This window comes from Crossiella sp. NPDC003009, assembly GCF_053591555.1.
The window spans coordinates 320,884-341,965 of record NZ_JBSFUA010000001.1 but is presented as its reverse complement, the minus strand read 5'-3'; the positions used below and the strand labels follow the sequence as shown (position 1 = coordinate 341,965).

The 21,082-nt window shown below is 71.8% G+C and carries 19 protein-coding genes and 1 riboswitch; of the genes, 12 read left to right on the top strand and 7 right to left on the bottom strand.

Annotation, left to right across the window (positions count from 1 at the left end):
- The first annotated feature begins 22 nt into the window (after nt 1-22).
- From ACWDY5_RS01585 to metE, 5 genes are all read left to right on the top strand, one after another.
- Nucleotides 23-1,294, top strand: a complete 1,272-nt coding sequence (locus tag ACWDY5_RS01585) for a helix-turn-helix domain-containing protein (protein WP_449720497.1) — start codon at nt 23-25, stop codon at nt 1,292-1,294.
- Nucleotides 1,295-1,305: 11 nt separating this feature from the next.
- The gene (locus ACWDY5_RS01580; protein ID WP_449720424.1) at nt 1,306-2,421 is read left to right on the top strand and encodes a PucR family transcriptional regulator; all 1,116 of its coding nucleotides are present in this window, start codon (nt 1,306-1,308) and stop codon (nt 2,419-2,421) included.
- 65 nt (nt 2,422-2,486) lie between these two features.
- Nucleotides 2,487-3,677 carry a hypothetical protein gene (locus ACWDY5_RS01575; RefSeq protein WP_449720423.1) on the top strand — a complete coding sequence of 397 codons (1,191 nt, stop codon included), beginning with the start codon at nt 2,487-2,489 and terminating at the stop codon, nt 3,675-3,677.
- 15 nt (nt 3,678-3,692) lie between these two features.
- On the top strand, nt 3,693-4,514 hold the full coding sequence (cobF, locus tag ACWDY5_RS01570) for a precorrin-6A synthase (deacetylating) (RefSeq protein WP_449720422.1): 822 nt from the start codon (nt 3,693-3,695) through the stop codon (nt 4,512-4,514).
- Nucleotides 4,515-4,548: 34 nt separating this feature from the next.
- Nucleotides 4,549-4,755, top strand: a riboswitch (cobalamin riboswitch).
- 120 nt (nt 4,756-4,875) lie between these two features.
- Entirely contained in the window at nt 4,876-7,110 is a 2,235-nt protein-coding gene (gene metE / locus ACWDY5_RS01565; protein WP_449720421.1) for a 5-methyltetrahydropteroyltriglutamate--homocysteine S-methyltransferase, read from the top strand.
- A 51-nt stretch (nt 7,111-7,161) separates the two neighbouring features.
- Here the strand turns inward: metE and ACWDY5_RS01560 are convergent, their stop codons facing one another.
- Together ACWDY5_RS01560 and ACWDY5_RS01555 are read right to left on the bottom strand one after the other, a co-directional pair.
- Nucleotides 7,162-8,298, bottom strand: coding sequence for a hypothetical protein (locus ACWDY5_RS01560; protein WP_449720420.1), 1,137 nt, complete (start codon nt 8,296-8,298; stop codon nt 7,162-7,164).
- Nucleotides 8,295-8,864 carry a DUF4365 domain-containing protein gene (locus tag ACWDY5_RS01555; protein ID WP_449720419.1) on the bottom strand — a complete coding sequence of 190 codons (570 nt, stop codon included), beginning with the start codon at nt 8,862-8,864 and terminating at the stop codon, nt 8,295-8,297. The genes ACWDY5_RS01560 and ACWDY5_RS01555 overlap by 4 nt, the downstream gene beginning before the upstream one ends.
- A gap of 342 nt (nt 8,865-9,206) precedes the next feature.
- On the opposite strand from ACWDY5_RS01555, the gene ACWDY5_RS01550 reads away from it, so the two are divergent.
- The 3 genes from ACWDY5_RS01550 to ACWDY5_RS01540 all read left to right on the top strand — a co-directional run bounded on the left by ACWDY5_RS01550 (nt 9,207) and on the right by ACWDY5_RS01540 (nt 12,680).
- Entirely contained in the window at nt 9,207-9,689 is a 483-nt protein-coding gene (locus tag ACWDY5_RS01550; RefSeq protein WP_449720418.1) for a DinB family protein, read from the top strand.
- Between the two features lie 198 nt (nt 9,690-9,887).
- Nucleotides 9,888-11,021 carry an acyltransferase family protein gene (locus ACWDY5_RS01545; protein WP_449720417.1) on the top strand — a complete coding sequence of 378 codons (1,134 nt, stop codon included), beginning with the start codon at nt 9,888-9,890 and terminating at the stop codon, nt 11,019-11,021.
- 9 nt (nt 11,022-11,030) lie between these two features.
- Nucleotides 11,031-12,680, top strand: a complete 1,650-nt coding sequence (locus ACWDY5_RS01540) for a glycoside hydrolase family 99-like domain-containing protein (RefSeq protein ID WP_449720416.1) — start codon at nt 11,031-11,033, stop codon at nt 12,678-12,680.
- Here the strand turns inward: ACWDY5_RS01540 and ACWDY5_RS01535 are convergent.
- Nucleotides 12,632-12,949 carry a hypothetical protein gene (locus ACWDY5_RS01535; protein WP_449720415.1) on the bottom strand — a complete coding sequence of 106 codons (318 nt, stop codon included), beginning with the start codon at nt 12,947-12,949 and terminating at the stop codon, nt 12,632-12,634. The genes ACWDY5_RS01540 and ACWDY5_RS01535 overlap by 49 nt on opposite strands.
- 78 nt (nt 12,950-13,027) lie before the next feature.
- Between ACWDY5_RS01535 and ACWDY5_RS01530 the strand changes: the two genes are divergently transcribed.
- Both ACWDY5_RS01530 and ACWDY5_RS01525 read left to right on the top strand, forming a co-directional pair.
- Nucleotides 13,028-13,828 (top strand): MEDS domain-containing protein, encoded by an 801-nt coding sequence (locus ACWDY5_RS01530; protein ID WP_449720414.1) that lies wholly within the window; start codon nt 13,028-13,030, stop codon nt 13,826-13,828.
- A 5-nt stretch (nt 13,829-13,833) separates the two neighbouring features.
- Nucleotides 13,834-14,757, top strand: coding sequence for an anti-sigma factor RsbA family regulatory protein (locus ACWDY5_RS01525; RefSeq protein WP_449720496.1), 924 nt, complete (start codon nt 13,834-13,836; stop codon nt 14,755-14,757).
- Nucleotides 14,758-14,760: 3 nt separating this feature from the next.
- Here ACWDY5_RS01525 and ACWDY5_RS01520 read toward each other — a convergent pair whose 3' ends face one another.
- Entirely contained in the window at nt 14,761-15,663 is a 903-nt protein-coding gene (locus tag ACWDY5_RS01520; protein ID WP_449720413.1) for a LysR substrate-binding domain-containing protein, read from the bottom strand.
- Nucleotides 15,664-15,749: 86 nt separating this feature from the next.
- On the opposite strand from ACWDY5_RS01520, the gene ACWDY5_RS01515 reads away from it, so the two are divergent.
- Entirely contained in the window at nt 15,750-17,078 is a 1,329-nt protein-coding gene (locus ACWDY5_RS01515) for an aspartate aminotransferase family protein (RefSeq protein ID WP_449720412.1), read from the top strand.
- A gap of 8 nt (nt 17,079-17,086) precedes the next feature.
- Here ACWDY5_RS01515 and ACWDY5_RS01510 read toward each other — a convergent pair whose 3' ends face one another.
- The 3 genes from ACWDY5_RS01510 to ACWDY5_RS01500 all read right to left on the bottom strand — a co-directional run bounded on the left by ACWDY5_RS01510 (nt 17,087) and on the right by ACWDY5_RS01500 (nt 20,488).
- Nucleotides 17,087-18,997, bottom strand: a complete 1,911-nt coding sequence (locus ACWDY5_RS01510) for a WD40 repeat domain-containing serine/threonine protein kinase (RefSeq protein ID WP_449720411.1) — start codon at nt 18,995-18,997, stop codon at nt 17,087-17,089.
- 89 nt (nt 18,998-19,086) lie between these two features.
- On the bottom strand, nt 19,087-20,043 hold the full coding sequence (locus tag ACWDY5_RS01505; RefSeq protein ID WP_449720410.1) for a cyclase family protein: 957 nt from the start codon (nt 20,041-20,043) through the stop codon (nt 19,087-19,089).
- A 22-nt stretch (nt 20,044-20,065) separates the two neighbouring features.
- Entirely contained in the window at nt 20,066-20,488 is a 423-nt protein-coding gene (locus ACWDY5_RS01500; protein ID WP_449720409.1) for a hypothetical protein, read from the bottom strand.
- Between the two features lie 135 nt (nt 20,489-20,623).
- On the opposite strand from ACWDY5_RS01500, the gene ACWDY5_RS01495 reads away from it, so the two are divergent.
- Nucleotides 20,624-21,082 carry a DUF6817 domain-containing protein gene (locus ACWDY5_RS01495; protein WP_449720495.1) on the top strand — a complete coding sequence of 153 codons (459 nt, stop codon included), beginning with the start codon at nt 20,624-20,626 and terminating at the stop codon, nt 21,080-21,082.

The following is a 21,082-nucleotide window of genomic DNA, read 5'->3' as shown; positions in this document are numbered from 1 at the left end:
CCGGCACCATGGCCGGGTGCTGATGTTCGGGGCGCGGTTGCGGCACTGGCGCGAGCGGGCCGGGTTCACCCAGGCCCAGCTCGCCACCCGGCTCGGCTACCACCACTCCTACCTCTCCAAGCTCGAGCTCGGCAGTCGGCGGCCGACTGCCGAGTTCGCCTGCCGGGCCGACGAGCTGCTCGGCACCGGCGGCGAGCTGACCATGCTCAGCAGGCCCCCGGCCGAGAAGGAACCGGCGATCCCACCGCCATTGCCGGGCCTGGCAACGGGTTCCGCCGACGGCACACTGCGCAGCTGGCGGGCCCGGCTCCCGGTGTACGGCATCGGCTGCCCGCTGCACGGCTACCGCGGCTGCGTCGCGGACGCGCCACCGGACGGGCCGGGCGCGGCGGTGGTGCACGGGTTCGCCGCACTGCTGGCCGGCTACAGCCAGATCAACCTGGAGTGCGTGACCACCGGTATCACCGTCGCGGTGGAGGGCTGTCTGCACGCGATGGCGGAGGCGATGCGCGCCGCCGAGGAACCGGTGGTCACCGCGCTGGCCGGGCTGGCCGCGCACTTCGCCGACCTGGCCGGGTGGCTGCGGGTGGAGCGCGGTCAGCACGGGCTGGGCATGGCCTGGTTCCAGCGCGGCGTGGACTGGGGGCAGGCCGCGGGAAACGTGCCCGCGATGTGCGGGCTGTACACCCGGATGAGCTCGGTGGCCCGGCTGGAGGGCGACGGCGGCTCGGCCATCGCCTTCGCCAGGGCCGCGCGGGACACCGATCCCCGGCGCGGCTGGGTCCGGCTGCACGCCCAGCTGCACGCGGCCAGGGGCTACGCGCTGCTCGGCGACCGCGCCGAGTTCGACCGGCTGGCCGCGCAGGCGCTGGCCCTGGCCGAACGACTGGACGAGCGGGACCAGCTGGAAGCGCCCTGGCTGTGCGGGGCCGAGGGCCAGACCTTCGTCAGCTCCTTCCTGGCCGGTGGGCTGCGCGACCTGGCCGCGCGCACCGGCGAGCGGGGCTGCGCCGACCGGGCGGTCGAGTTCGCCCGGCACTCCCTGGCCAGCGTGCCGCCGCGGATGTACCCCTCGCTGGTGCTGCTGACCCTGCGGCTGGCCGACAGCCGGGCCTGCGCCGGGCAGCCGGAGGCCGCACTGGCCACCGCCGCGCCGGTGCTCCCGGCCGCCCGGCGCGCAGGGATGACCGTGATCAGCCGGGAGCTGGCCGGGCTGCGCGAGCGGCTCGGCCCCGCTTTGACAGCTCTAGACAGTTGGCCGCCGAACCGGATTCCCTTGCCCCACCAGCACTAACGTGCTCGGCCATGCGTGATCGTGCATGCGTCCAGCGCGCGGTGGACAGCCTCACCGTGGCGCTGGGCCGACCGGCCGTGATCGAGAACCCCGACCTGGAACTGCTCGCCGCCAGCCCGCACGACAAGGCCGGTGACGAGGTGCGCCGGGCCTCGCTCAGCCGGGGCTGGGCCGCGCCGGAGGTGGCCGACTGGCTGCGCCGCCGGGGTGTGTTCGACTCCGGCCGCGCGGTGCGCCTGCCGGCCTGCCCCGAGTTGAACATGCTGCCCAGGGTCTGCGTGCCGGTGCGGGCCGGGGACGCGCTGCTCGGCTTCCTGTGGTTGCTCGACGCCACCGAGTCGATGTCCGAGGCCGAGGTCACGCTGGCCGAACTGGTCGCGGACCGCCTCGCCGCGCTCCTGCCCACCGCGCCGGCGGACCCGGTGCGGGACCTGCTCGCCACCGACCACTCGGTCCGGGCCGAGGCCGCCCGCCTGCTGGTGGCGCAGGGCCGCTTCCCGGCCACCGGCGTGCTGGCCGTGGCCGGTCCGCGGCGTTCGGGGCCGATCCGCAGCTGGCCGGGCCTGCGCCTGCGGCTCGAGGACCACGAGGTGCTGTTGCTGCCCGCATCCGCGGCCCGCTGTGCCGAGCTGTTCGCCGACAGCCTCCGCGCACCGGTCGGCGTCGGCGCGCCCCGCCCGTGCCTGGCGGAGGCGGCGGACACCGTCCGGGAGGCCCTGGACGCGGCCGGGGTCGCAGCCCGCCTGCCCGAGCTGGGCCGGGTACTGCGCTGGCCGGAGCTGGGCATCTACCGGCTGCTGAGCCAGCTGTCGGCGACCGCGCTGAGCCGGGCCTCGGTGCATCCGGGACTGGAGCGGCTGTTCACCGACGAGGCGGGCCCGCACCTGCTGCACACCCTGGAGACCTACCTCGACCTCGGCGGCAACGTGCCGGTCGCGGCGGCCCGGCTGCACCTGCACCGGGCCACGCTGTACTACCGGCTGCGCCGGATCGAGGAGCTGACCGGGGCCGACCTGCGCGACGGCGGCGACCGGCTGTGCCTGCACACCGCGCTCAAGCTCGGGCGGCTGGCCGGGCGCTATCCCGCGACAGGTGTCGCAGCCGCGGCCAGGGTCCGCGACAGCTGACCGAAGACGCCGCGCGGCCCGCTCGACACGCTGGCAGACGCCCTTCATCCCTGACGGAGGTCACCATGCGGTTCCACCCCCGCCGCCTGCCACTCGCGCTGGCGGCCCTGCTCGCCCTGCCCCTGTCCTTCAGCACCCCGGCGGCCGCCGCGCCCGACCCGGCCCGCTCCTGCCAGGTCTCCCCCGGCGGCTTCCTCTCCGAGGGCCCCACCGACTGGCGCAACTTCCCGCGGCCGGCAGGCAAGGTGAAGATGGCGATGCTGTTCGTCGACTTCGCCAACGCGCCCGCCGACACCTCGGTGGAGTCGGAGCTGAACCTGTTCTCCCCGGTCAGCGAGAACTGGTACGCGGCCAGCTCCTACGGCAAGTTCGACCTGGACATCCTGCCGTACAAGCGCTGGCTGCGACTGCCCTCCACGCTCAACGACCAGGCTCGCCAGCACCCGCTGATGCGCGGCGAGGACAACCGGCCGGACGTGGTCACCGACGATCCGGCGCTGGCCAGCATCTTCCGCAACGCGGTCGCGCTGGCCGACCCGCACTTCGACTTCGCCGAGACCGACGCGCTGCTGCTGGTGCCCTCCCGCCGCTCCGGCTACACCCGCGGCTACGCCACCTTCGAGCGCATCCAGGCCGACGGCAACACCATCCTGGCCGAGACCAACCTGGCCACCTCCCGCTACCGGGACGGGCACATCCTGCTCAACCACGAGGGCGGGCACCTGCTCAGCCTGCCCGACACCTACGGCGGGCCCGGCGGGTTCGGCTGGACCGGCGGCTGGGACGTGATGGGGCACATGTGGGGCCCGGCCCCCGACCACTTCGCCTGGCACAAGTGGAAGCTGGGCTGGCTGGCCGACACCCAGATCGCCTGCCTGGCCACCCGCGGCGGCACCATCGAGCAGTTGGTCACCCCGGTGGAGACCGAGCCCGGCACCAAGGCGGTGGTGGTGCGGCACGGCGCGAGCACCGCGTACATCGCCGAGGTGCGGCAACGGATCGGACTGGACACCAGGGCCTGCGACACCGGCGTGCTGATCTACCGGATCGACTCCCGCACCGCCAGCGGCAGCGGCCCGGTCCGGGTGATGGATGCCCAGCCGAACACCAGCTGCGGCGGCCTCGGCCTGAACAACGCCCCCTACGACCTCGGACCCGGTGAGGTGGCCACCTTCACCGACTCCGCCAACGGGGTGCGCATCCAGGTGGTGGCCAAGTCCGGCGACGGCTACACCGTCCGGGCCAGCCTGGGCTGAGGCCCGCCGCACCCGATGCCGCACAATCGTCCCCGCAGCGGACGACGGAACGGGGTTCAGGTGGCACGGGTGGTCGAGGTGGTCGGCATCGGGGCGGGCGATCCCGGGCAGGTCACGGTGGAGGCGGTGGCCGCGCTGCGGCAGGCCGACGTGGTGTTCTTCCTGGACAAGCCCGGTCAGGCCCGCGAGCTGTCCGACCTGCGCCAGCTGATCCTGGACACCCACCTGCCCGAGGGCGGGTACCGGGTGGCCAGGGCCGAGGACCCGCCACGGCACCGGGAGGCCGATGCCTACACCGGCGCCGTGGCGGACTGGCGTTCCCGCCGGGCCGAGGTGTGCCAGCGGCTGATCACCGAGCACCTGGGCGAGGACGAGACCGGCGCGTTCCTGGTGTGGGGCGATCCCGCCCTCTACGACAGCATCATCGCGGTGGTCGAGGAGGTGCTGGCCCGCGGCGAGGCAGACTTCGAGGTGCGGGTGCGGCCGGGCATCAGCAGCCTGTCCGCGCTGGCCGCCCGGCACCGGGTCACCTTCAACCAGATCGCCGGTTCGGTGCAGATCACCACCGGCCGCAGGCTGGCCACGGGCTGGCCGGAGCAGGTCGACGACGTGCTGGTGATGCTGGACTCCGGCAACACCTTCCTGCGCTACCGGGACGAGCCAGGGGTGACCATCCACTGGGGCGCCTACGTGGGCACCGCGGACGAGATCCTGGTCTCCGGGCCGCTGGCCGAGGTCGCCGAGCACATCGTGGCCACCAGGGAACGAGCCCGCGCGGCCAAGGGCTGGATCATGGATAGCTACCTGCTGCGCCGCAAAACCTCGGATCCGGTGTGATTCCCGCATCATGAAACAGTTGCGCGCGTTGCGATACGCTCGCCTCGCTGGTGGTTCGCCCGGCCGGTGACGGCTGATCGAGGCAAGAGGGAACCCGGTGGGAATCCGGGACTGCCCCGCAGCGGTGAACGGGAACGAAAGCCGTCATCAAGCACTGCGCGCTGAGCGTGGGAAGCGACGGCCGGTAGGAGCGAGCTCTGCGCCCGTGAGTCCGAAGACCTGCCACCGGCCCGCGCGCCCGCCGGGTGCGCGGAGTCCGGAAGCCTCTCGGGCGGGCTTGCGCGGACGCGGCTTCGTGCCGTCTCCCGCCGGTGTGCCCGCAGGTCGTCCGGACCTCAGCACGCTCGCGAGGAGAGAGCTTGTGACCAGCGGTATCGGCGCCACCGTCCTGGGTTATCCGCGGATCGGTCCACGCCGGGAGCTCAAACGCGCGGTGGAGCAGTACTGGGCGGGCCGCATCGACCGCGACACCCTGCTCGGCACCGCCGCGCGGCTGCGCGCGGCCACCTGGCTGGAGCTGCGCGAGGCGGGCCTGGACTCGGTCCCCTCCAACACGTTTTCCTTCTACGACCAGGTGCTCGACACCGCCGTCCTGGTCGGCGCGGTCCCGGCCCGGTACCAGCAGGACCACGACCTGGACACCTACTTCGCCGCCGCGCGGGGCACCGACGAGGTGCCGCCGCTGGAGATGACCAAGTGGTTCGACACCAACTACCACTACCTGGTCCCGGAGATCGACCAGGACACCCAGTTCTGGCTGGCGGGCGGCAAACCGATCGCGGAGTACCGCGAGGCCAAGGCCCTGGAAGTGGAGACCCGCCCGGTGCTGCTCGGCCCGGTGACCTTCCTCCTGCTGGCCAAGGGCGCGGACCCACTGGCCCGGCTGGACGACCTGCTGGCGGTCTACACCGAACTACTCGGCCTGCTCGCCGCCGAGGGCGTCACCTGGGTCCAGTTCGATGAGCCCGCCTTCGCCGCCGACCGCACCGAGGCCGAGCTCGCCGCGCTGGCCCGCGCCTACGATCGGCTCACCGCGGTGCCCAACCGGCCGAAGCTGCTGGTCACCGGCTACTACGGCGCACTCGGCCCAGCCCTGCCGGTGCTGGCAGGCACCGCGGTAGAGGCCATCGCGGTGGACCTGGTCGCCGGTGGCGCCGAGGGCATCGCCGGCATCCCGGCACTGCGGGAGAAGACCCTGGTCGCCGGGGTGATCGACGGCCGCAACGTGTGGCGGGCCGACCTGCGGCAGGCGGTGGCCACCTCGGCCTCGCTGCTGGGCGCCGCCCGCGAGGTCGCGGTCTCCACCTCTTGCACGCTGCTGCACGTGCCCTACGACCTGGACGCCGAAACCGCGCTGGCACCGGAGGTCCGCTCCCGGCTGGCCTTCGCCCGGCAGAAGCTGCGCGAGGTCGTCCTGGTCGGCAAGGCGCTGCGCGAGGGCGTGGACGGCGACTGGGCCGACCAGGCCGGCCAGCCCGCCGCCGAACCCCGTCACGACGAGGCGGTCCGCGCCAAGATCGCCGCGCTGACCCCGGCCGACCGCACCCGCGCGCCCTACGCCGAACGCGCCGCCGCCCAGGACGCGCTGCTGGGCCTGCCGCCGCTGGCCACCACCACGATCGGCTCGTTCCCGCAGACCGGTGAGATCCGCGCCGCGCGGGCCGGACTGCGCTCCGGTGAGCTGACCGAGGCGCAGTACACCGAGCGGATGCGCGCCGAGATCGCCAGGGTGATCAAGCTCCAGGAGGAGATCGGCCTGGACGTGCTGGTGCACGGCGAGCCGGAGCGCAACGACATGGTGCAGTACTTCGCCGAACACCTGGACGGCTGCGCGGTCACCGACCTGGGCTGGGTGCAGTCCTACGGTTCCCGGTGCGTGCGCCCGCCGATCATCCACGGCGACGTCACCCGCCCCGCGCCGATCACGGTCGAGTGGGCCGCCTACGCCCAGTCGCTGACCGACAAGCCGGTCAAGGGCATGCTCACCGGCCCGGTCACCATCCTGGCCTGGTCCTTCGTCCGCGACGACCAGCCACTGGCACACACCGCCGACCAGGTCGCACTGGCCCTGCGCGCGGAGATCGCCGACCTGGAAGCCGCCGGAATCCGGATCATCCAGGTCGACGAACCCGCCCTCCGCGAGCTCCTCCCCCTGCGCGCGGCCGACCAGCCCGAGTACCTGGACTGGTCGGTCGGTTCCTTCCAGCTCGCGGTCGCGGGAGCCGCCCCAGGAACCCAGATCCACACCCACCTCTGCTACTCCGAGTTCAGCGAGGTCATCGACGCCATCGACGGCCTGGGCGCCGACGTCACCACCATCGAAGCGGCCCGCTCGAAGATGGAGGTGCTGACCGACCTGCGCGCCACCGGCTTCAGCCGAGGCGTTGGGCCGGGGGTGTACGACATCCACTCGCCGCGGGTGCCCAGTGAGGAGGAGGTCGCTGACCTGGTTGCCGCGGCGGCGGATGCGGTGCCGGCGAAGCGGTTGTGGATCAATCCGGACTGCGGGTTGAAGACGCGGGGGTATGCGGAGGTGGATCCGGCGCTGCGGCGGATGGTGGCGGCGGCCCGGCGGGTCCGGGAGACGTTGAGCTGAGCCGCTCGCGATGGCCCGTCTGACGCGTTCAGACGGGCCATCGCCGGTCGGCTAACGAGCGAAACTCGCGTGCACGATGATCTGCCCGGTGAGCCGCCACGCGCCGCGCTCGAACCGGAGATCTCCGGTGACCACCATCGGCCGCTTGTTCCGGTGCGCGAGGATCGCCGACTCGTAGTCCGCACCGGTCAGCGGGACGTGCACCTTCCGCAGCCGCCCGCCGACATGGGCCGCCAGCACGATGCTGGTGGCATCCTGGTCGTCGTCTGCGGAGTCGTCCCGGTTGAGCGTGCGCACGACGCCGACGAGCGTCTCCCGGCGCGGCGGCTCCTCGTTGCGCACCAGCGCTTCGCGCACCCGGGGCAGCCCGGCCATCACGTTGCGGTCGAGGATGATGTGCGAGCTGTCCACCACCGGTGGCGGCTCGGCGGCCGCCCACCCGAAGGACAGGTCCAGCGCGCGCAAGCCCTCCGGCTGGGTCAGCTCCAGCAGCGACTCCACCATGCTGGCACTGAGCCCACGTCGTCCGGGATCGCTCAACACCCTCTCGTCCCAGCGCACGGCGAGCTGCCGCGCCGAGTGCAGGCCGGTGGCCAGCGTGGTCATCGCCTTGCGCGGGAAGGAAACCGCCGCCCCCCCGGCGGGAGAAGGATCGCCGAGCCGGGAGACGACGGTGAAGACAAAGCTGCCACGCTGGGTGTGGCCAAGGCGAATGTCCTCTTCCAGGAACTCAGTGACCCTGGCCGAACGCCGTCCCCGGTGCGAGTGCGTGGGGTCATCCGCGGTCGTCGCGGCGGCCTTCATCATCCTGAGCAGCGCGTCCAGCGTGGCTTCGGCCTGCCGGAACGGAATGGTCCCGTCGGCCATCTCCTGGTCGAGCCGGACGAAGAACAAGTCGGCACGGGCAGCCGCGATCCGCTCGCCCAGGTGGGCCGGGTCCCAGTCGTAGATCGTGGCAAGAGCTCGCAGGGTGTCGCGGAAGCGCTCGGGGAAGTCGGCGTAGTCCGTGGCCAGCGGCAGCATGATCCGCCCGAGCAGACCGTGCTCACCTGGCAACCGCCAGATCTCCCTGACCTCGCCGTCCCGGGTCTCCAACTGCCAGTCGTGCGTGGCCAGGTACTGCGAGACCGCCGGAGGGGACAGGCTCGACGCGAGGTCGCGGTAGCTGTCGAGCGACGCGCTGTTCACCACTGACCCCCTTCGCCGATCGCCTTCATGATGCCCTTGAGGGCGTCCACAGTGAGCAGGTTACTTCTGGGCAGGCGCACTGTCCTGCTGGCCATATCGTCCTCGATCGTGCCCAGGTTCGCAGCATGCTCCCAGTACACGCGGCAGGGGCTGACCATTCCCTCTTCCGAGAGCGGTAGCCAGTCGGTCGGCTCTTTCGGTATCAGCACCACTGCCAGCAGCGCTGGGATGTATCGCTTCGGGTGTGTCAGCTTGCGGAACGGCTTCCGCGCCAGGCACCACACCAGGTGATCGTCTCTGAGCAGGTCCCGCTGGGTGGTGCATTTGAGCTGGACCTCGACTTGCGGGCCGTAGAAGGTCTCGTACTCGGCGGAAGCGGCGATGGTGAGGTCGACCCCGTCATAGTCGGTCTCGTGGGTCTTGATCGAGCAGCCTGCGGCGGCCGCGATCATGCGCATGGCGCCCAGGCTGAACTGCTCCTGCTGGGCGACTCGAACGAGACCGCCATCTTGCAGCCCGGCCACTGATCCCACATCGAGGCCGCCTCCGATGTCACGCTCCGCCATGACTCCACTCCGCTTGGTCACCAGAGTCTGCACGGTATCTGGCCTCAGTTGACCCGCCGATAACCGGGGCAGGCGCGCACCCAGCGTCGGCCTACTTCGCCGCATCGACCCCACCCCCGAGGCCACCCTCAAGACGCGCTACCATGACGACGTCGGCGCCTTCATCGGATCTGCCCGACAACTGATCGCGACTGCGGTGTTCACTCCCGCCCGCGTCAACCCGCTCCCAGCGCCTCAACCGCGGTGAGCACTCCGGACCCCCGACGTCCCCACCCCGCTCCACCTCCCGGCTGGGTCCCCCCTGTCCGCGTCACAACCACACCCAAAAAACGGAGAAAACCCATGAGCACCACCAGAATCACCAACGGCACCGAACGAGCGCTCATCGAGAACATGCTCGACCGCAACCGCGAAGCCCTGATCGAGACCGCCCGCGGCCTCTCCGAAACCGACGCCCGCCGCAAGCTCGTCGCCTCGCTGACCACACCGATCTCCCTGCTCAAGCATGCCGCGGCGGCTGAACGGATCTGGTTCCAGCGGTTCTGGGCCGAGCTCGAGGAGTCCGAGTGCGACGGATACGCCGCGCGGGACCTGGGCACCTTCGCCGTCACCGACGAGGAGACCTTGGCCGACGTGATCGCTGAGTTCGAGCGGGCAAGCCAGCGGTCACGGGAGATCGCCGCCCGCTTCAGCCTCGACGACACCAAGGACATCCCACGCGAAGGGACGATCAGCATGCGGTTCACCCTGCTGGCCATGATCGAGGAGTTCGCCCGGCACGCGGGGCACGGCGACATCCTCCGGGAACAGCTCACCCACGCCTGACCGGCAGCGGGGCGGGCATCCCCCGCCCCGCTGCACCAGTCCTGCACCAGGCCACGCCCCGCCCGCACGCCCTTGACCTGGCTAGACATCCCGGCCCCGGCACCGGACTGGAAGTCTGGGCGCACCGATCTGCAAGCCCGCTGACAGCACCGCTGGCTAGGTTGGCGGCCAGCCGCGCACTCGTACCGGAGGTGTCCATTGGATGGTCTTGCCGCGCCTCCGGCCGCGCGGGTCTCCCCGCACCAGGCCAGGTTGCCCTCGCTGACCGGGATGCGGTTCGTGGCCGCGTTGCTGGTCTTCGCCACGCACGGGATCTTCGTCAACGTGCTCGGCGACCAGGCGGTCAAGGACGGCTACCGGGCGGTGGCCATCAACATGGGCTCGGTCGGGGTGTCCTTCTTCTTCATCCTCAGCGGGTTCATCCTCACCTTCGTCGCGCCGCCGGGTGACACGCTCAAGCGGTTCTGGCGCAGGCGGTTCTTCAAGATCTACCCCAACCACGTGCTGATGTTCGGGGTGGTCGCGCTGCTGGCCGGGCTGCCCGCGCTGTGGCTGTGGCTGCCCAACCTGTTGCTGCTGCACGGCTGGTGGCCCAACTACCAGCTGATGACCAGTGTGAACGCGGTCAGCTGGACGCTGAGCTGCGAGCTGTTCTTCTACTTCAGCTTCCCGTTCCTGCTCACCTGGATCAACCGCATCCGGCCGGAGAACCTGGGCCGCTGGTTCTGGGGCACCGCCGCGGTCGGGCTGGCCATCCCCTTCCTGTCCCGCTTCGTGATCCCGACCGGGCCGCAGCCCATCGAGGGCACCGACATCGGCCTGTACGAGCTGTGGTTCTCCACCCACTTCCCGCCCACCAGGGCGCTGGAGTTCCTGATCGGCATGCTGTGCGCCCGGCGGCTGCTGCTCGGCCTGGCCCCGCGCATCGGCCTGGCCATGTCCACCGGGATCCTGGTGGCCTGCTACGTGGTGAGCCTGTGGCTGCCGCCGGTGTTCACCCAGGTGGCGATGTGGATCGTGCCGCTGGCGCTGCTGACCACCGCGCTGGCCAGGGCGGATGTGGAGGACACGTTCACCCCGCTGCGCAGCCGTCCGCTGGTCTTCCTCGGCGACACCACCTACGCCTTCTACCTCACCCACGGCATGGTGCTGGGCACGGTGACCTACGGCCTGCAGCAGTTCGTCGGGCCCGGCAGCGTCGGCCTCGGCGTCATTGTGCTGGTGGTGTGCCTGGTGCTGGCGCTCGGGCTGGCCGCGCTGCTCTACGTGTGCTGGGAGCGGCCGATCATGCGCCGGTTCAGCCGCTCCAGGACCCAGGTGCGGCCCGGCTAGGCTGCTCCCGTGATCGGACGCTGTCTGCTGCTCGTGGTGTGCCTGCTCGCTGCCCTGGCCGGGTCGCCGGACGCGCGGGCGGCGGTGGCCAATGCCGAAGGCAAGGTCGTGGATCCGGTGCCGCTGCTGGAGTTCCGCACCGCGGGCCAGGCCGGCTGGTTCTGGACGCTGTCCCAGGCCGAGGGCAACGCCGCCGAGGGCCAGTACGGCATGGCGCGGCAGCACACCCGGCTCGGATTCCTGCGCCGGCAGGCCTTTCCCGGCAGCCAGCCGCTGTACCGGCTGCGGGTGGCCGACCGCTCGGCCTACCTGCTGACCGCCTCGGCGAGCGAACGGCAGAGCCTGCTCGACTCCGGCCGGTTCACCGAGGGCAGGGTGCTCGGCCACCTCGCGGCGAGCAAGCAGGCAGGCACCGAGGTGCTGTACCGGATGTCCAACGGCGCCGAGTGGCGGGTGGTGCCCGCGGCGAAGCAGGCCGAGTTCGCCGGGCGCGGCTACCGCACCGACGGACCGCTGGGCCATGTCTGGCCAGCCTTCCACCGCACCGGCGCGGTCTACTTCGGCACCTTCGACGCCAAGGGCAACCAGGCCATGATGGCCGGTACGCAACGGGTCTACGGCCGGGCCGGCGACTGGTGGGGCGGGTTGCGCGACTTCGCCGGCGCGGGGGTGCCGCGCAACACCTGGCACTGGCCGCAGGAGGACTTCACCGACCGCGAACCGGCCATCGGCTTCTACGATGACGCCCAGCCGGAGACCCTGCGCAAGCAGATCAGCCAGGCCGCGGGCGCGGGGCTGCGCTACTTCAGCTTCTACTGGTACTGGAACCCGGCCGACGGCGGCGCGGAAAACTACATCGAGGGCCTGCGCGCCTTCCTGAAAGCCAGTAACCGCACCGACATCGACTTCAACGTGCTGCCCTGCCTGCACCCGTGGCAGGACGGCCCGGTCTCCCTCGCGCTGCCGGCCGAGCAGATCACCAAGGCCGCCAACCTCATCGTCGACACGTACATGACCCAACCGAACTACCTGCGCGCCAACGACGGCAGGCCGATCCTGAGCGTCTGCGACGCCCGCGGCATCGGCCGGGGCACCGTGGAGGGCATGCACGTCGAGGACACCCGCCGGTTCACCGACGCGGTCCGCGCGCGGGCCAGGGAGCAGCTCGGCGAGGAGGTGCTGATCACCGTCAACGGCGGCGTCCCGGCAGGCACCGGCTTCGAGGGCAGTGACTGCCTCGGCCAGTTCGACAGCTCACGTTCCTACCAGCGCTACGCCGACAACCAGCGCGCCTTCTTCCGCAACTTCACCGGCACCCTGCTGCGCTGCGCCACCTCCGACTTCGACGAACGCCCGCGGATCGCCATCTCCATCCCCGACCCAGGGCCGGACCCGGAGCAGCTGCGGCAGCGGTTCCGCTGGTACCCCGACGCCGACCTGCCCGGCTTCGAGCGCCTGCTGGCCGCGGTGCGCGCGGACATCGCCGAGTCCACTCGACCGTCCACAGTGGACAACTTCGTCTCGTTGTACGCCTGGAACGAGTGGCATGAGGGCGGCTACGTCGAGCCGAACAAGCGGGACGGCTGCGCCTACCTGAACGCGGTCCGCCGTCAGCTCGGGCTGACCACCGGCGCGGGCTGCGTGGCCAACCCGGTCTGAGCCCGGGCCGCGGTGAGCAGCATCCGCGCCTCCATCAGCTCGCCGTACTCCAGGTGCCTGCACGCGGCCTCGGTGTAGGCCAGCGCGCGCGGCGACAGCTCCTCCCGGGCCCCGGCCAGCAGCGCCAGCGCCGCGGTCAGCGGCCGCCGGGCGAGCTGGGCCCGCGCCGCCGGATCGCCCTGCGCACCGGTGCCGATCGCGGTCAACGCCTCGGCCACTGCCTGGTTCAGCACCCCGGTGTGGTCGCGGGCGCTCGTCGGCGAACTCATGGGTCCACCACCTCCACCCGGGTTGTTCCCCGGGATGGCCTGGGCAAACCACCTTCCGCCGCAGGTTAGGCTGGCCGGGTGCGACAGTCGGGTGTGACCGAGCATGCCCGCGGCCTGGGGCCGCAGGACCATCTCTGCTGGGTCTATGACGACCGGGCGGAGTTCCGGCGGCGGGCGGGCGAGTTCCTGCTCGACGGGCTCTCCCTCGGTCAGCAGGTCTGGTACATCGCCGAGGACGATCCCGGCGACCCCGCCGAGTACCTGGGCGGGCACGCCGAGCTGGGTGACGCGTTACGGCGGGGCGCGGCGCGGGTGGTGCCGCTGGCGGCGGTCTGCCAGCCGCGCGCCTACGACCAGGCCACCGACCGGGCGGTGGCCGAGGGCTACACCGGACTGCGGGTGGCCGCCAACTGCACCCCGCTGGCCGCGAGCCGGGCGTTCACCAGCTACGAGCGCCTGGTCGACCAGCACATGGTGGCCAGGCCGTTCTCCGCGATGTGCGCCTACCACCGCGCGGAGCTGGACGAGCAGGTCGCCGAGGAGATCGCCGCGCTGCACCCGCTCAGCAACACCGGCGGCCGTGGCTTCCGGCTGTACAGCTCGACCGAGCACGTGGTCACCCTGTCCGGCGAGCTGGATCTGTCCAGCCGGGAGACCTTCGAGCGGGCCTGGCGGCACGCCGGTCCCCGGCCCAGTGCCGGCCGGCTGGTGGTGGACGCGACCGACCTGGACTTCCTGGACCACCACAGCCTGCTGCTGATGGCTGAGCACGCCGCCGCGCACGGGGCGCGGCTGGTGTTGCACACCCGATGGCCGGGGGCCGCCTACCTGGTGCGGCTGCTGGGCCTGCCGGACGTACGCGTGGAAGAGGCCGAGTGAACACCCTGTCAGCCGGTGCGTTCACGCACCCAGCCCTGTTCTACCGGGACGACGCCGAGTACCTGGCCGGACTGCTGCCCTTCGTCACCGGCGGGCTCGACCGCGGCGAGCCGGTCGCCGTGGCGGTCCCGCCGTCCCGGCACGCGGTGCTGCACGCCGCGCTCGGCGCCGCAGCCGAGCGGGTGCACTGGGTCGACATGTCCGTGGCCGGGCGCAACCCGGGCCGGATCATCCCGACCGTGCTGCGCCAGTTCGCCGACACCCACGCCGACCGGCACGCGCACATCATCGGCGAGCCGATCTGGCCGGGCCGCACCGCCACCGAGTACCCGGCCTGCGTGCAGCACGAGGCGCTGATCAACCACGCCTTCGCCGGGCGCGAGGTCACCATCGTCTGCCCGTACGACACCGCCCGGCTGGACCCGGCCGTGGTCGCCGACGCGCACGCCACCCACCCGGAGATCTGGGACGGCGACCGGCGCGCGCACAGCGACCGCTACGACCCGGACGAGGTGGTGGCCCGCTACAACCAGCCGCTGCGTGCCGGTGCCGCCGCGGCCGAGATCGCGGTCAGCTCCCCCGCCGAGCTGCGCCCGCTCCGCCGCTGGACCGCGGCCCAGGCGCTGGAGTTCGGCCTGGACGGCGAGCGGGTGCCGCAGCTGGAGCTGATCGTCACCGAGCTGGTCACCAACAGCCTGCGGCACGCCGCGACCGACTGCCTGGTCCGGCTGTGGCGGGCCGAGGGACACCTGCACTGCGAGGTCCGCGACGGCGGGCAGCTCAGCGATCCGCTGGCCGGCCGCCGCCCGCGCCCGCCCGGCCAGCGCGGCGGCCGCGGCCTGCTGCTGGTGCACCAGCTAGCCGACCTGGTCCGCACGCACACCACCCCCGAGGGCACCAGCCAGTACGCCCTGCTGCGCCTGGGGTGAGCTTCAGGAGCGCAGCAGCCCTGGCGGCACCGGCAGGCGGCGCACCGTCTCCAGCACCAGGCTCACCGCCGCCCTGGGCCGGGCGCCGCGCCGCAGCGCCGCGGTGATGGTGCGGGTCACCGCCGGGGTCAGCTCGCGGGTGGCCACCCGGTAGCGGCGGTCCACGGCCAGCGCGGGCAGCAGGGTCACCGAGTGCCCGGCCTCCACGTGCTGGAGGGTCATCAGGTAGTTGCTGAAGCGGCACACCACCCTTGGCTCGAACCCGGCCTGGCGGCACAGCCGGGTGGCCAGGCCGGCCATGTAGGAGCCGGGCACGTCGAAGGCCCACGGCTGCTCGGCAAAGGCGGCCAGGTCGGCCGGGCCCTGACCGGCCTGCTCCTGCGGCACCACCAGCACCACCGGGTCCACCGCCAGCGGCACCACATCCACGTCCGGACCGAGGGCGACCTCGACGAAGTCCGGGGTGGTGATGATCAGGTCCACATCGCCCACGCGCAGCGCCGGGATGCTCTCGTGCGGTTCCAGCTCCAGCAGCTCGATCTCCAGCTGCGGGTGGGTGCGGGCCAGCTGGGTCACCGCGGGCACGGCCAGGCTGTGGATCGCGCTCTGGAACGCGCCCAGCCGGACCAGCCCGGCCGGTTCCTCGCCGAGGCTGCGCAGCTCCGCCTCCACGGTGTCCATGTGGTCCAGGATGGCCCGCGCCCGCCGGGCGAGCAGCTGCCCCGCCGGGGTGAGCCGGACCCGGCGGCCGGTGCGTTCCAGCAGCTGGGTGCGGGTCTCCGCCTCCAGCACGGACAGCTGCTGGGAGACGCTGGAGGCGCTCTGGCTGGCCGCCTCGGCGACCGCGCGCACGGTGCCCAGGGTGTCCAGCTGGCTCAGCAGCCGCAGCCGCCACGGGTTCAGCACGGTCCCATTGTTGTTCGGTTCTGCCGAACAGGACAGTCGGAATCGTGAGCTGGACCTGACGCTCGGAGCGGCCTTAGCTTCAAGTCATGGCTGCTCCGACCACCGATTCGCCGGTCACCGAGTTCTGGGCCGATGTGGACCGCCACCTGGTCCGCTACGGCGGCACGTTCACCCGAGAGATCATCGCCAGCGCCGAGGGCAGCTTCCTGCGCACCGAGGACGGCCGCCGCATCCTGGACTTCACCTCCGGGCAGATGAGCGCGATCCTCGGCCACTCCCACCCCGACATCGTGGCCACCGTGCGCCGCCAGGTCGGCACGCTGGACCACCTGTTCAGCGGCATGCTCAGCCGCCCGGTGGTCGACCTGGCCCGTCGGCTGGCAGGCACGCTGCCGGAGCCGCTGGAGAAGGTGCAGCTGCTGACCACCGGCGCGGAGGTCAACGAGGCCGCGCTGCGGATGGCCAAGCTGGTCACCGGCAAACACGAGGTCGTCTCCTTCGCCCGGTCCTGGCACGGCATGACCCAGGCCGCGGCAGGCGCGACCTACAGCGCGGGCCGCAAGGGCTACGGACCGGCCGCGCCCGGCAACCTGGCCATCCCCGCGCCGAACACCTACCGCCCGGACTTCTGCACCCCCGAGGGCGAGCTGGACTGGCGGCGGCAGCTGGACTTCGGCTTCGAGCTGGTCGACGCCCAGTCCACCGGCAGCCTGGCCGCCTGCCTGGTCGAACCGATCCTGTCCTCCGGCGGCGTGCTCGAACCCCCGCCCGGCTACTTCGCCGCACTGGCACAGAAGTGCCGCGAGCGCGGCATGCTGCTGATCCTGGACGAGGCCCAGACCGGCCTGTGCCGCACCGGCACCTGGTACGCCTTCGAACGCGACGGCATCGTCCCGGACATCCTCACCCTGTCCAAGACCCTGGGCGCCGGACTCCCCCTGGCCGCCGTGATCACCAGCGCCGAGATCGAGGAAGCCGCCCACCGCCGCGACTACCTCTTCTTCACCACCCACGTCTCGGACCCCCTGGTCGCCGCGGTCGGCAACACCGTGCTCGACGTCCTGGAGCGGGACAACCTGGCCGAACGCGCCCAGCGGCTGGGCGAGCGGCTGCGCCAGGGCCTGACCCGGCTCGCCGAACGGCACGAGGTGGTCGGCGACGTCCGCGGCCGCGGCCTGCTGGCCGGGCTGGAACTGGTGGTGAACCGGGAAACCAAGCAGGCCTCGGACGAGCTCGGCGCGGCGGTCACCCGGCGCTGCCTGGAACTGGGGCTGCACATGAACATCGTGCAGCTGCCGGGCATGGGCGGCGTGTTCCGGATCGCGCCGCCGCTGACCGCGACCGAGGAGGAGCTCGCACTGGGCGTGGACCTGCTCGACCAGGCCATCGGCGACGTGGCGTCGGGCCGGGCCTGAAGCGGGCGCTAGCTGTCCGGAACAGTCCACAGCCGCACGGTGCTGTCTTTGCCCACCGTGGCCAGCACGCGTCCGTCGGGACTGAACTTCATGTTCTCCACGTCCTCGATCGCGGAGCCGATCTGCTCGCCGCTGGTCACATCCCACAGCCGTAGGGCGTCGTCGTTGTAGCGGATGGCGATGCGGCGGCCACCCGGGGTGCCCGCCACCGTGTACATGGTGCCGCGGACGGAGAGGCTGGCGATCTTCTTGCGGGTGGCCGGCTCCCACACGGTCACCGACCCGGAGTCCTGGATATTGCCGTTTCCGATCAGCAGCGTCTTGTTGTCGGAGGTGAGCGCCACGGTACGGAGTTGGGTGAAGGTGTCCAGCCCGCCGGCGAACTGCAAGCTGTTCGCATCCCAGAGTTCGACGTTGTGCCGATTGGCGCTGCTTTTCTCCGTGGCGAGGACCACGGTGCGACCGTCGGCACAGAACTCCGTGAAGTCGGCCTCGAGCCTGGCGATCTGCTTGCGCCCGGCCAGGTCCCACAGCGCCAGGTCCTGGTCGGTGCTTATGGCCAGGATTCGGCCGTCCCCGCTGAACCGCAACCCGTTGTACAGAAGGCGATCCCCACCCGCGATGTCGACCTGTTTGACGATGACTGGCTGGTCGATTCGTTGGCCAGTGGTCAAATCCCACCGCTCCACCACGGCGTTGTGGTCGAGGATGCCGGCGGTCAGCAGGCTGCGGCCGTCCGGGCTGAACAGGGCGTGGCTCAGGCCGCGGTTCTCGAACGGGTCCAGCACCTGGCTGATCTTCTGCTGACTGGCCACATCCCACAGCTGCACGTTGCTGTCCTCGTGCACGGCGGCCAAGGTGCGGCCATCCGGGCTGAACGCCACGGTTCGCACCGGGGAGGCGCCGGTGAGAACGCCGGCCACCGGCAGCGGTACGGACAGCCACATCGTCCACACCAGGACGCCGACCAGCAGCACCGTGGCCAGGACCGCGCCCAGGCGCAGCCAGCGTCGCCGGGACGGACGGTGGGTAGCGGGCGGTGCTTCCACTGCTGGGTCAAGGAGTTGGGCGATGGTGGAGCGGCGCTGCTCGATCAACCGCTGCACCTCAGCGGGCCACGGCTGCGCGGCCGGGGCGATCTGCCCGATCATGTCCAGCAACTCCGCCGGAGTGGGCCGGTCGGTGGGTGCCTCGGCCAGACAGGGCCTGATGATGCGCCGGATCGCCTCGGGCACCGCCGTCAGGTCGGGGTCGGGGTGGGTGATCTTGTTCAGGGTCAGCGCGGTCGCGGTGTCGGCGAAGGGGCTGGCGCCCAGGTAGGCGGCGGCCACGACCACGCCGAGGGAGAACATGTCGCTGGCCGGGGTGACCGGTGCGCCGACGGCCTGTTCGGGGGACATGTAGGCGGGTGTGCCGATCCACCCGCCGGCCCGGGTCAGCGTGCCGCCCCGGCTTGTCCGCAGGGCTCGGGCGATACCGAAGTCGATCACCCTGAGGCCATCGTCGGTGAGCAGCACGTTGGCGGGCTTCAAGTCCCGGTGCACCAGCTCGGCCCGGTGGATCTCGATCAACGCGGTGGCCAGCCCCGCCGCCAGCCGCAGCAGCGCCTCCTCGGGCAGTGCGCCGACGGTGTCCATCGTCTGCTGCAGCGAGGGCCCTGGCACGTACGCCGAGGCCAGCCACGGGGTGGGCGCCTCGGGATCGGCGTCGATCACAGGCGCGGTGTAGGCGCCCGACACGGCACGCGAGGCGGCCACCTCGCGGCGGAAGCGGGCCCGGAACCCCTCATCGGCGGTGAACTGCTCGTGCACCAGTTTCAGCGCGACCAGCCGACCGTCCGGACCGCTGCCCAGCAGGACCCGGCCCATACCGCCCTGGCCCAGCTCCGTGAGCACCCGGTAGCGCCCGACCTTGCTCACCACGCTGTCTCATCCCCCACCAGGATCGCCCCAAGTGAGGCTAGCTGGGTCGGCCGGGGCGGCGGCACCGTCGGGCGCGAGTCCCGCGGTCAGAAGGTGGCGATCGGGTTGACCGGGCTGCCGGACGTGCCCGCGAAGCGGACCGGCGCGACCGCCAGCTGGAAGTCCCACTGCCCCCGCTCGGCAGCCGTCCTCGCACACCCCTCCAGATCGCAGTTGTCCAGCAGCCACAGTCCCATCGCGACCAGCCCCACCGCGTGCACCGGCATCAACACGTCCGCATACCCCGACGGCTGCACGTCCTGCGGGGTGTCCGCGCCAATCAACGCGACCTCCCGTTCACGCAGCCACGGCAGGCAGGAGGCGTGCCAGCCGGCCTGGGTGACACCGCCGGCCGCACCGGCCTCGTGCCGGAGGCGGCCGTAGCCGGTCCGCAGGAGCACCGCGTCGCCGGAGCGCACCCGCACGCCCTGGCGACGCTCGGCCTCCTCAAGATCCTCGGGAAACACACCCTGTCCCGGTTCCAGCCACGGCACATCGCGGACCTTCGCGATGTCCAGCAGGACCCCGCGCGTGATGATCCCGTCCGCCGCCGCCGTGACGGCCGCCCAGGCCGATCCCGTCGCGGCGTCGACCAAGGAGTGCGAGCGCCCGTTGTACATCTGGCCGTCCCAGAAGATGTGGCACGGCGAGTCGACGTGGGTGATGGTGTTGCCGTGGAACATGATGCCGAGCCGCTCGTTCGAGAAGCCCCAGCGCCGGTCGTTGCGGAACCCGGGCAGGGGCATGTGCTCGGCGCCCGGCATGTCGGCGGCGCACGGGCACGAGGTCGTCGACCGCTCCATCTCCTCCGGCACGGCGACCTCCCACGCACACGACACGCTCCTGCCGTGGCGCACCGCCCGCGCCGCCGCCAGCCGGACCTCGTCGGTGATGTGGTTCAGCGTGCCCAGCTCGTCGTCCTCGCCCCACCGTCCCCAGTTCGACAGCGTGCTGAAGTACCCCAGCACCTCGTCCTGTGTGGGCATCGGTCGCTCTGCGGTCATGCCAGCAGTTTTCCAGACCGGGTCAGTCCACCTGCCCCGGATCGGCCTCGTGCCCCGGCTCCCGCGATGTCCGGCGGCGCTGCTTGAGCTTGGCCTCCCAGCTGTGGCGGCGGCCGCCGGTCAGCTCCCGCACCCGCGCCACGTACTTCCGGAACACCTCGTAGTACGTGTCGTCGTAGTCCTCGACGACCTGGAAGGTCCACCGCCCCGGCAGCACGTTGCGCCCGAGCAGTTCCCGCTCCAGGTCCGCGGCGAGCTCCTCCTGGCCCAGCCGGCGCAGCTTCTCGATGCCCTCTTCCAGGGCGAAGTCGGCGGTGCCGGTGAGCTGGTGGAAGGTGTACAGGGCGCCGCGAGCGCGTTCGATCGCCTCGAACGCCTCGCTGATCTTGCCAACGGCCTCGGCGGTGGCCTCGTCCCCGGCGGCGAGCTCGGACAGGTCGGTCATGCCCATCAGGTACCCAGGGATCCGCGGCTCATCCCCGCGACGCTCGGCCTACAATCCGATCGTGAGCGGTGAAGCCGAGGTCGAGGCATGGTTGCGGCACAAGGGAACTGAGGCGATCCCGCATCCGGGGGAACCCTGTACGCCCACCTGTGCCGAGTGCGGGACCGCCTCGCCGGCCTGGGTCACGGCTCCCCCGTCCAGCTCGCCGGACTGACCCACGCCGCCTACGGCACCGACGGCTTCGGCCTCGCCCTGCTCGACTGGCAGGACCGCGCCGCGCTGCGCGCGCTCATCGGCGACCCCGCCGAGGAACTGGTCTACCGGTACGGCTCCTGCGACCGGGACCGCAGCTGGCCTCATCTGGCCGCCACCGGCGAGGTGACCGACCGCTTCACCGGCGGGGTGAGCACCCTCGCCGGTGCGCGGCTGACGGAGTTCGTCGACCTCAGCATCGTCAACGAGCTCGACGTGATCGAGCAGGACCCGGGCCTGCTGGCCAAGCACGGGGACTACTTCCGGGAGCTGTTCACCGCCTGGGCGCCAGTCGCCTCCGCTCCGCTGCGGGCCGCCTCGCGCGAGCTGCTCGACCGCTGA

Excerpts from the sequence above, each read along its gene's own strand:
- ACWDY5_RS01555 (WP_449720419.1), bottom strand. The coding sequence starts at position 8,864 with ATGGCGGAGCGTGACATCGGAGGCGGCCTCGATGTGGGATCAGTGGCC.
- ACWDY5_RS01580 (WP_449720424.1), top strand. The coding sequence starts at position 1,306 with ATGCGTGATCGTGCATGCGTCCAGCGCGCGGTGGACAGCCTCACCGTG.
- ACWDY5_RS01575 (WP_449720423.1), top strand. The coding sequence starts at position 2,487 with ATGCGGTTCCACCCCCGCCGCCTGCCACTCGCGCTGGCGGCCCTGCTC.
- ACWDY5_RS01550 (WP_449720418.1), top strand. The coding sequence starts at position 9,207 with ATGAGCACCACCAGAATCACCAACGGCACCGAACGAGCGCTCATCGAG.
- ACWDY5_RS01535 (WP_449720415.1), bottom strand. The coding sequence starts at position 12,949 with ATGAGTTCGCCGACGAGCGCCCGCGACCACACCGGGGTGCTGAACCAG.
- ACWDY5_RS01585 (WP_449720497.1), top strand. The coding sequence starts at position 23 with ATGTTCGGGGCGCGGTTGCGGCACTGGCGCGAGCGGGCCGGGTTCACC.
- ACWDY5_RS01505 (WP_449720410.1), bottom strand. The coding sequence starts at position 20,043 with ATGACCGCAGAGCGACCGATGCCCACACAGGACGAGGTGCTGGGGTAC.
- cobF (WP_449720422.1), top strand. The coding sequence starts at position 3,693 with ATGCCGCACAATCGTCCCCGCAGCGGACGACGGAACGGGGTTCAGGTG.
- ACWDY5_RS01500 (WP_449720409.1), bottom strand. The coding sequence starts at position 20,488 with ATGACCGACCTGTCCGAGCTCGCCGCCGGGGACGAGGCCACCGCCGAG.
- ACWDY5_RS01515 (WP_449720412.1), top strand. The coding sequence starts at position 15,750 with ATGGCTGCTCCGACCACCGATTCGCCGGTCACCGAGTTCTGGGCCGAT.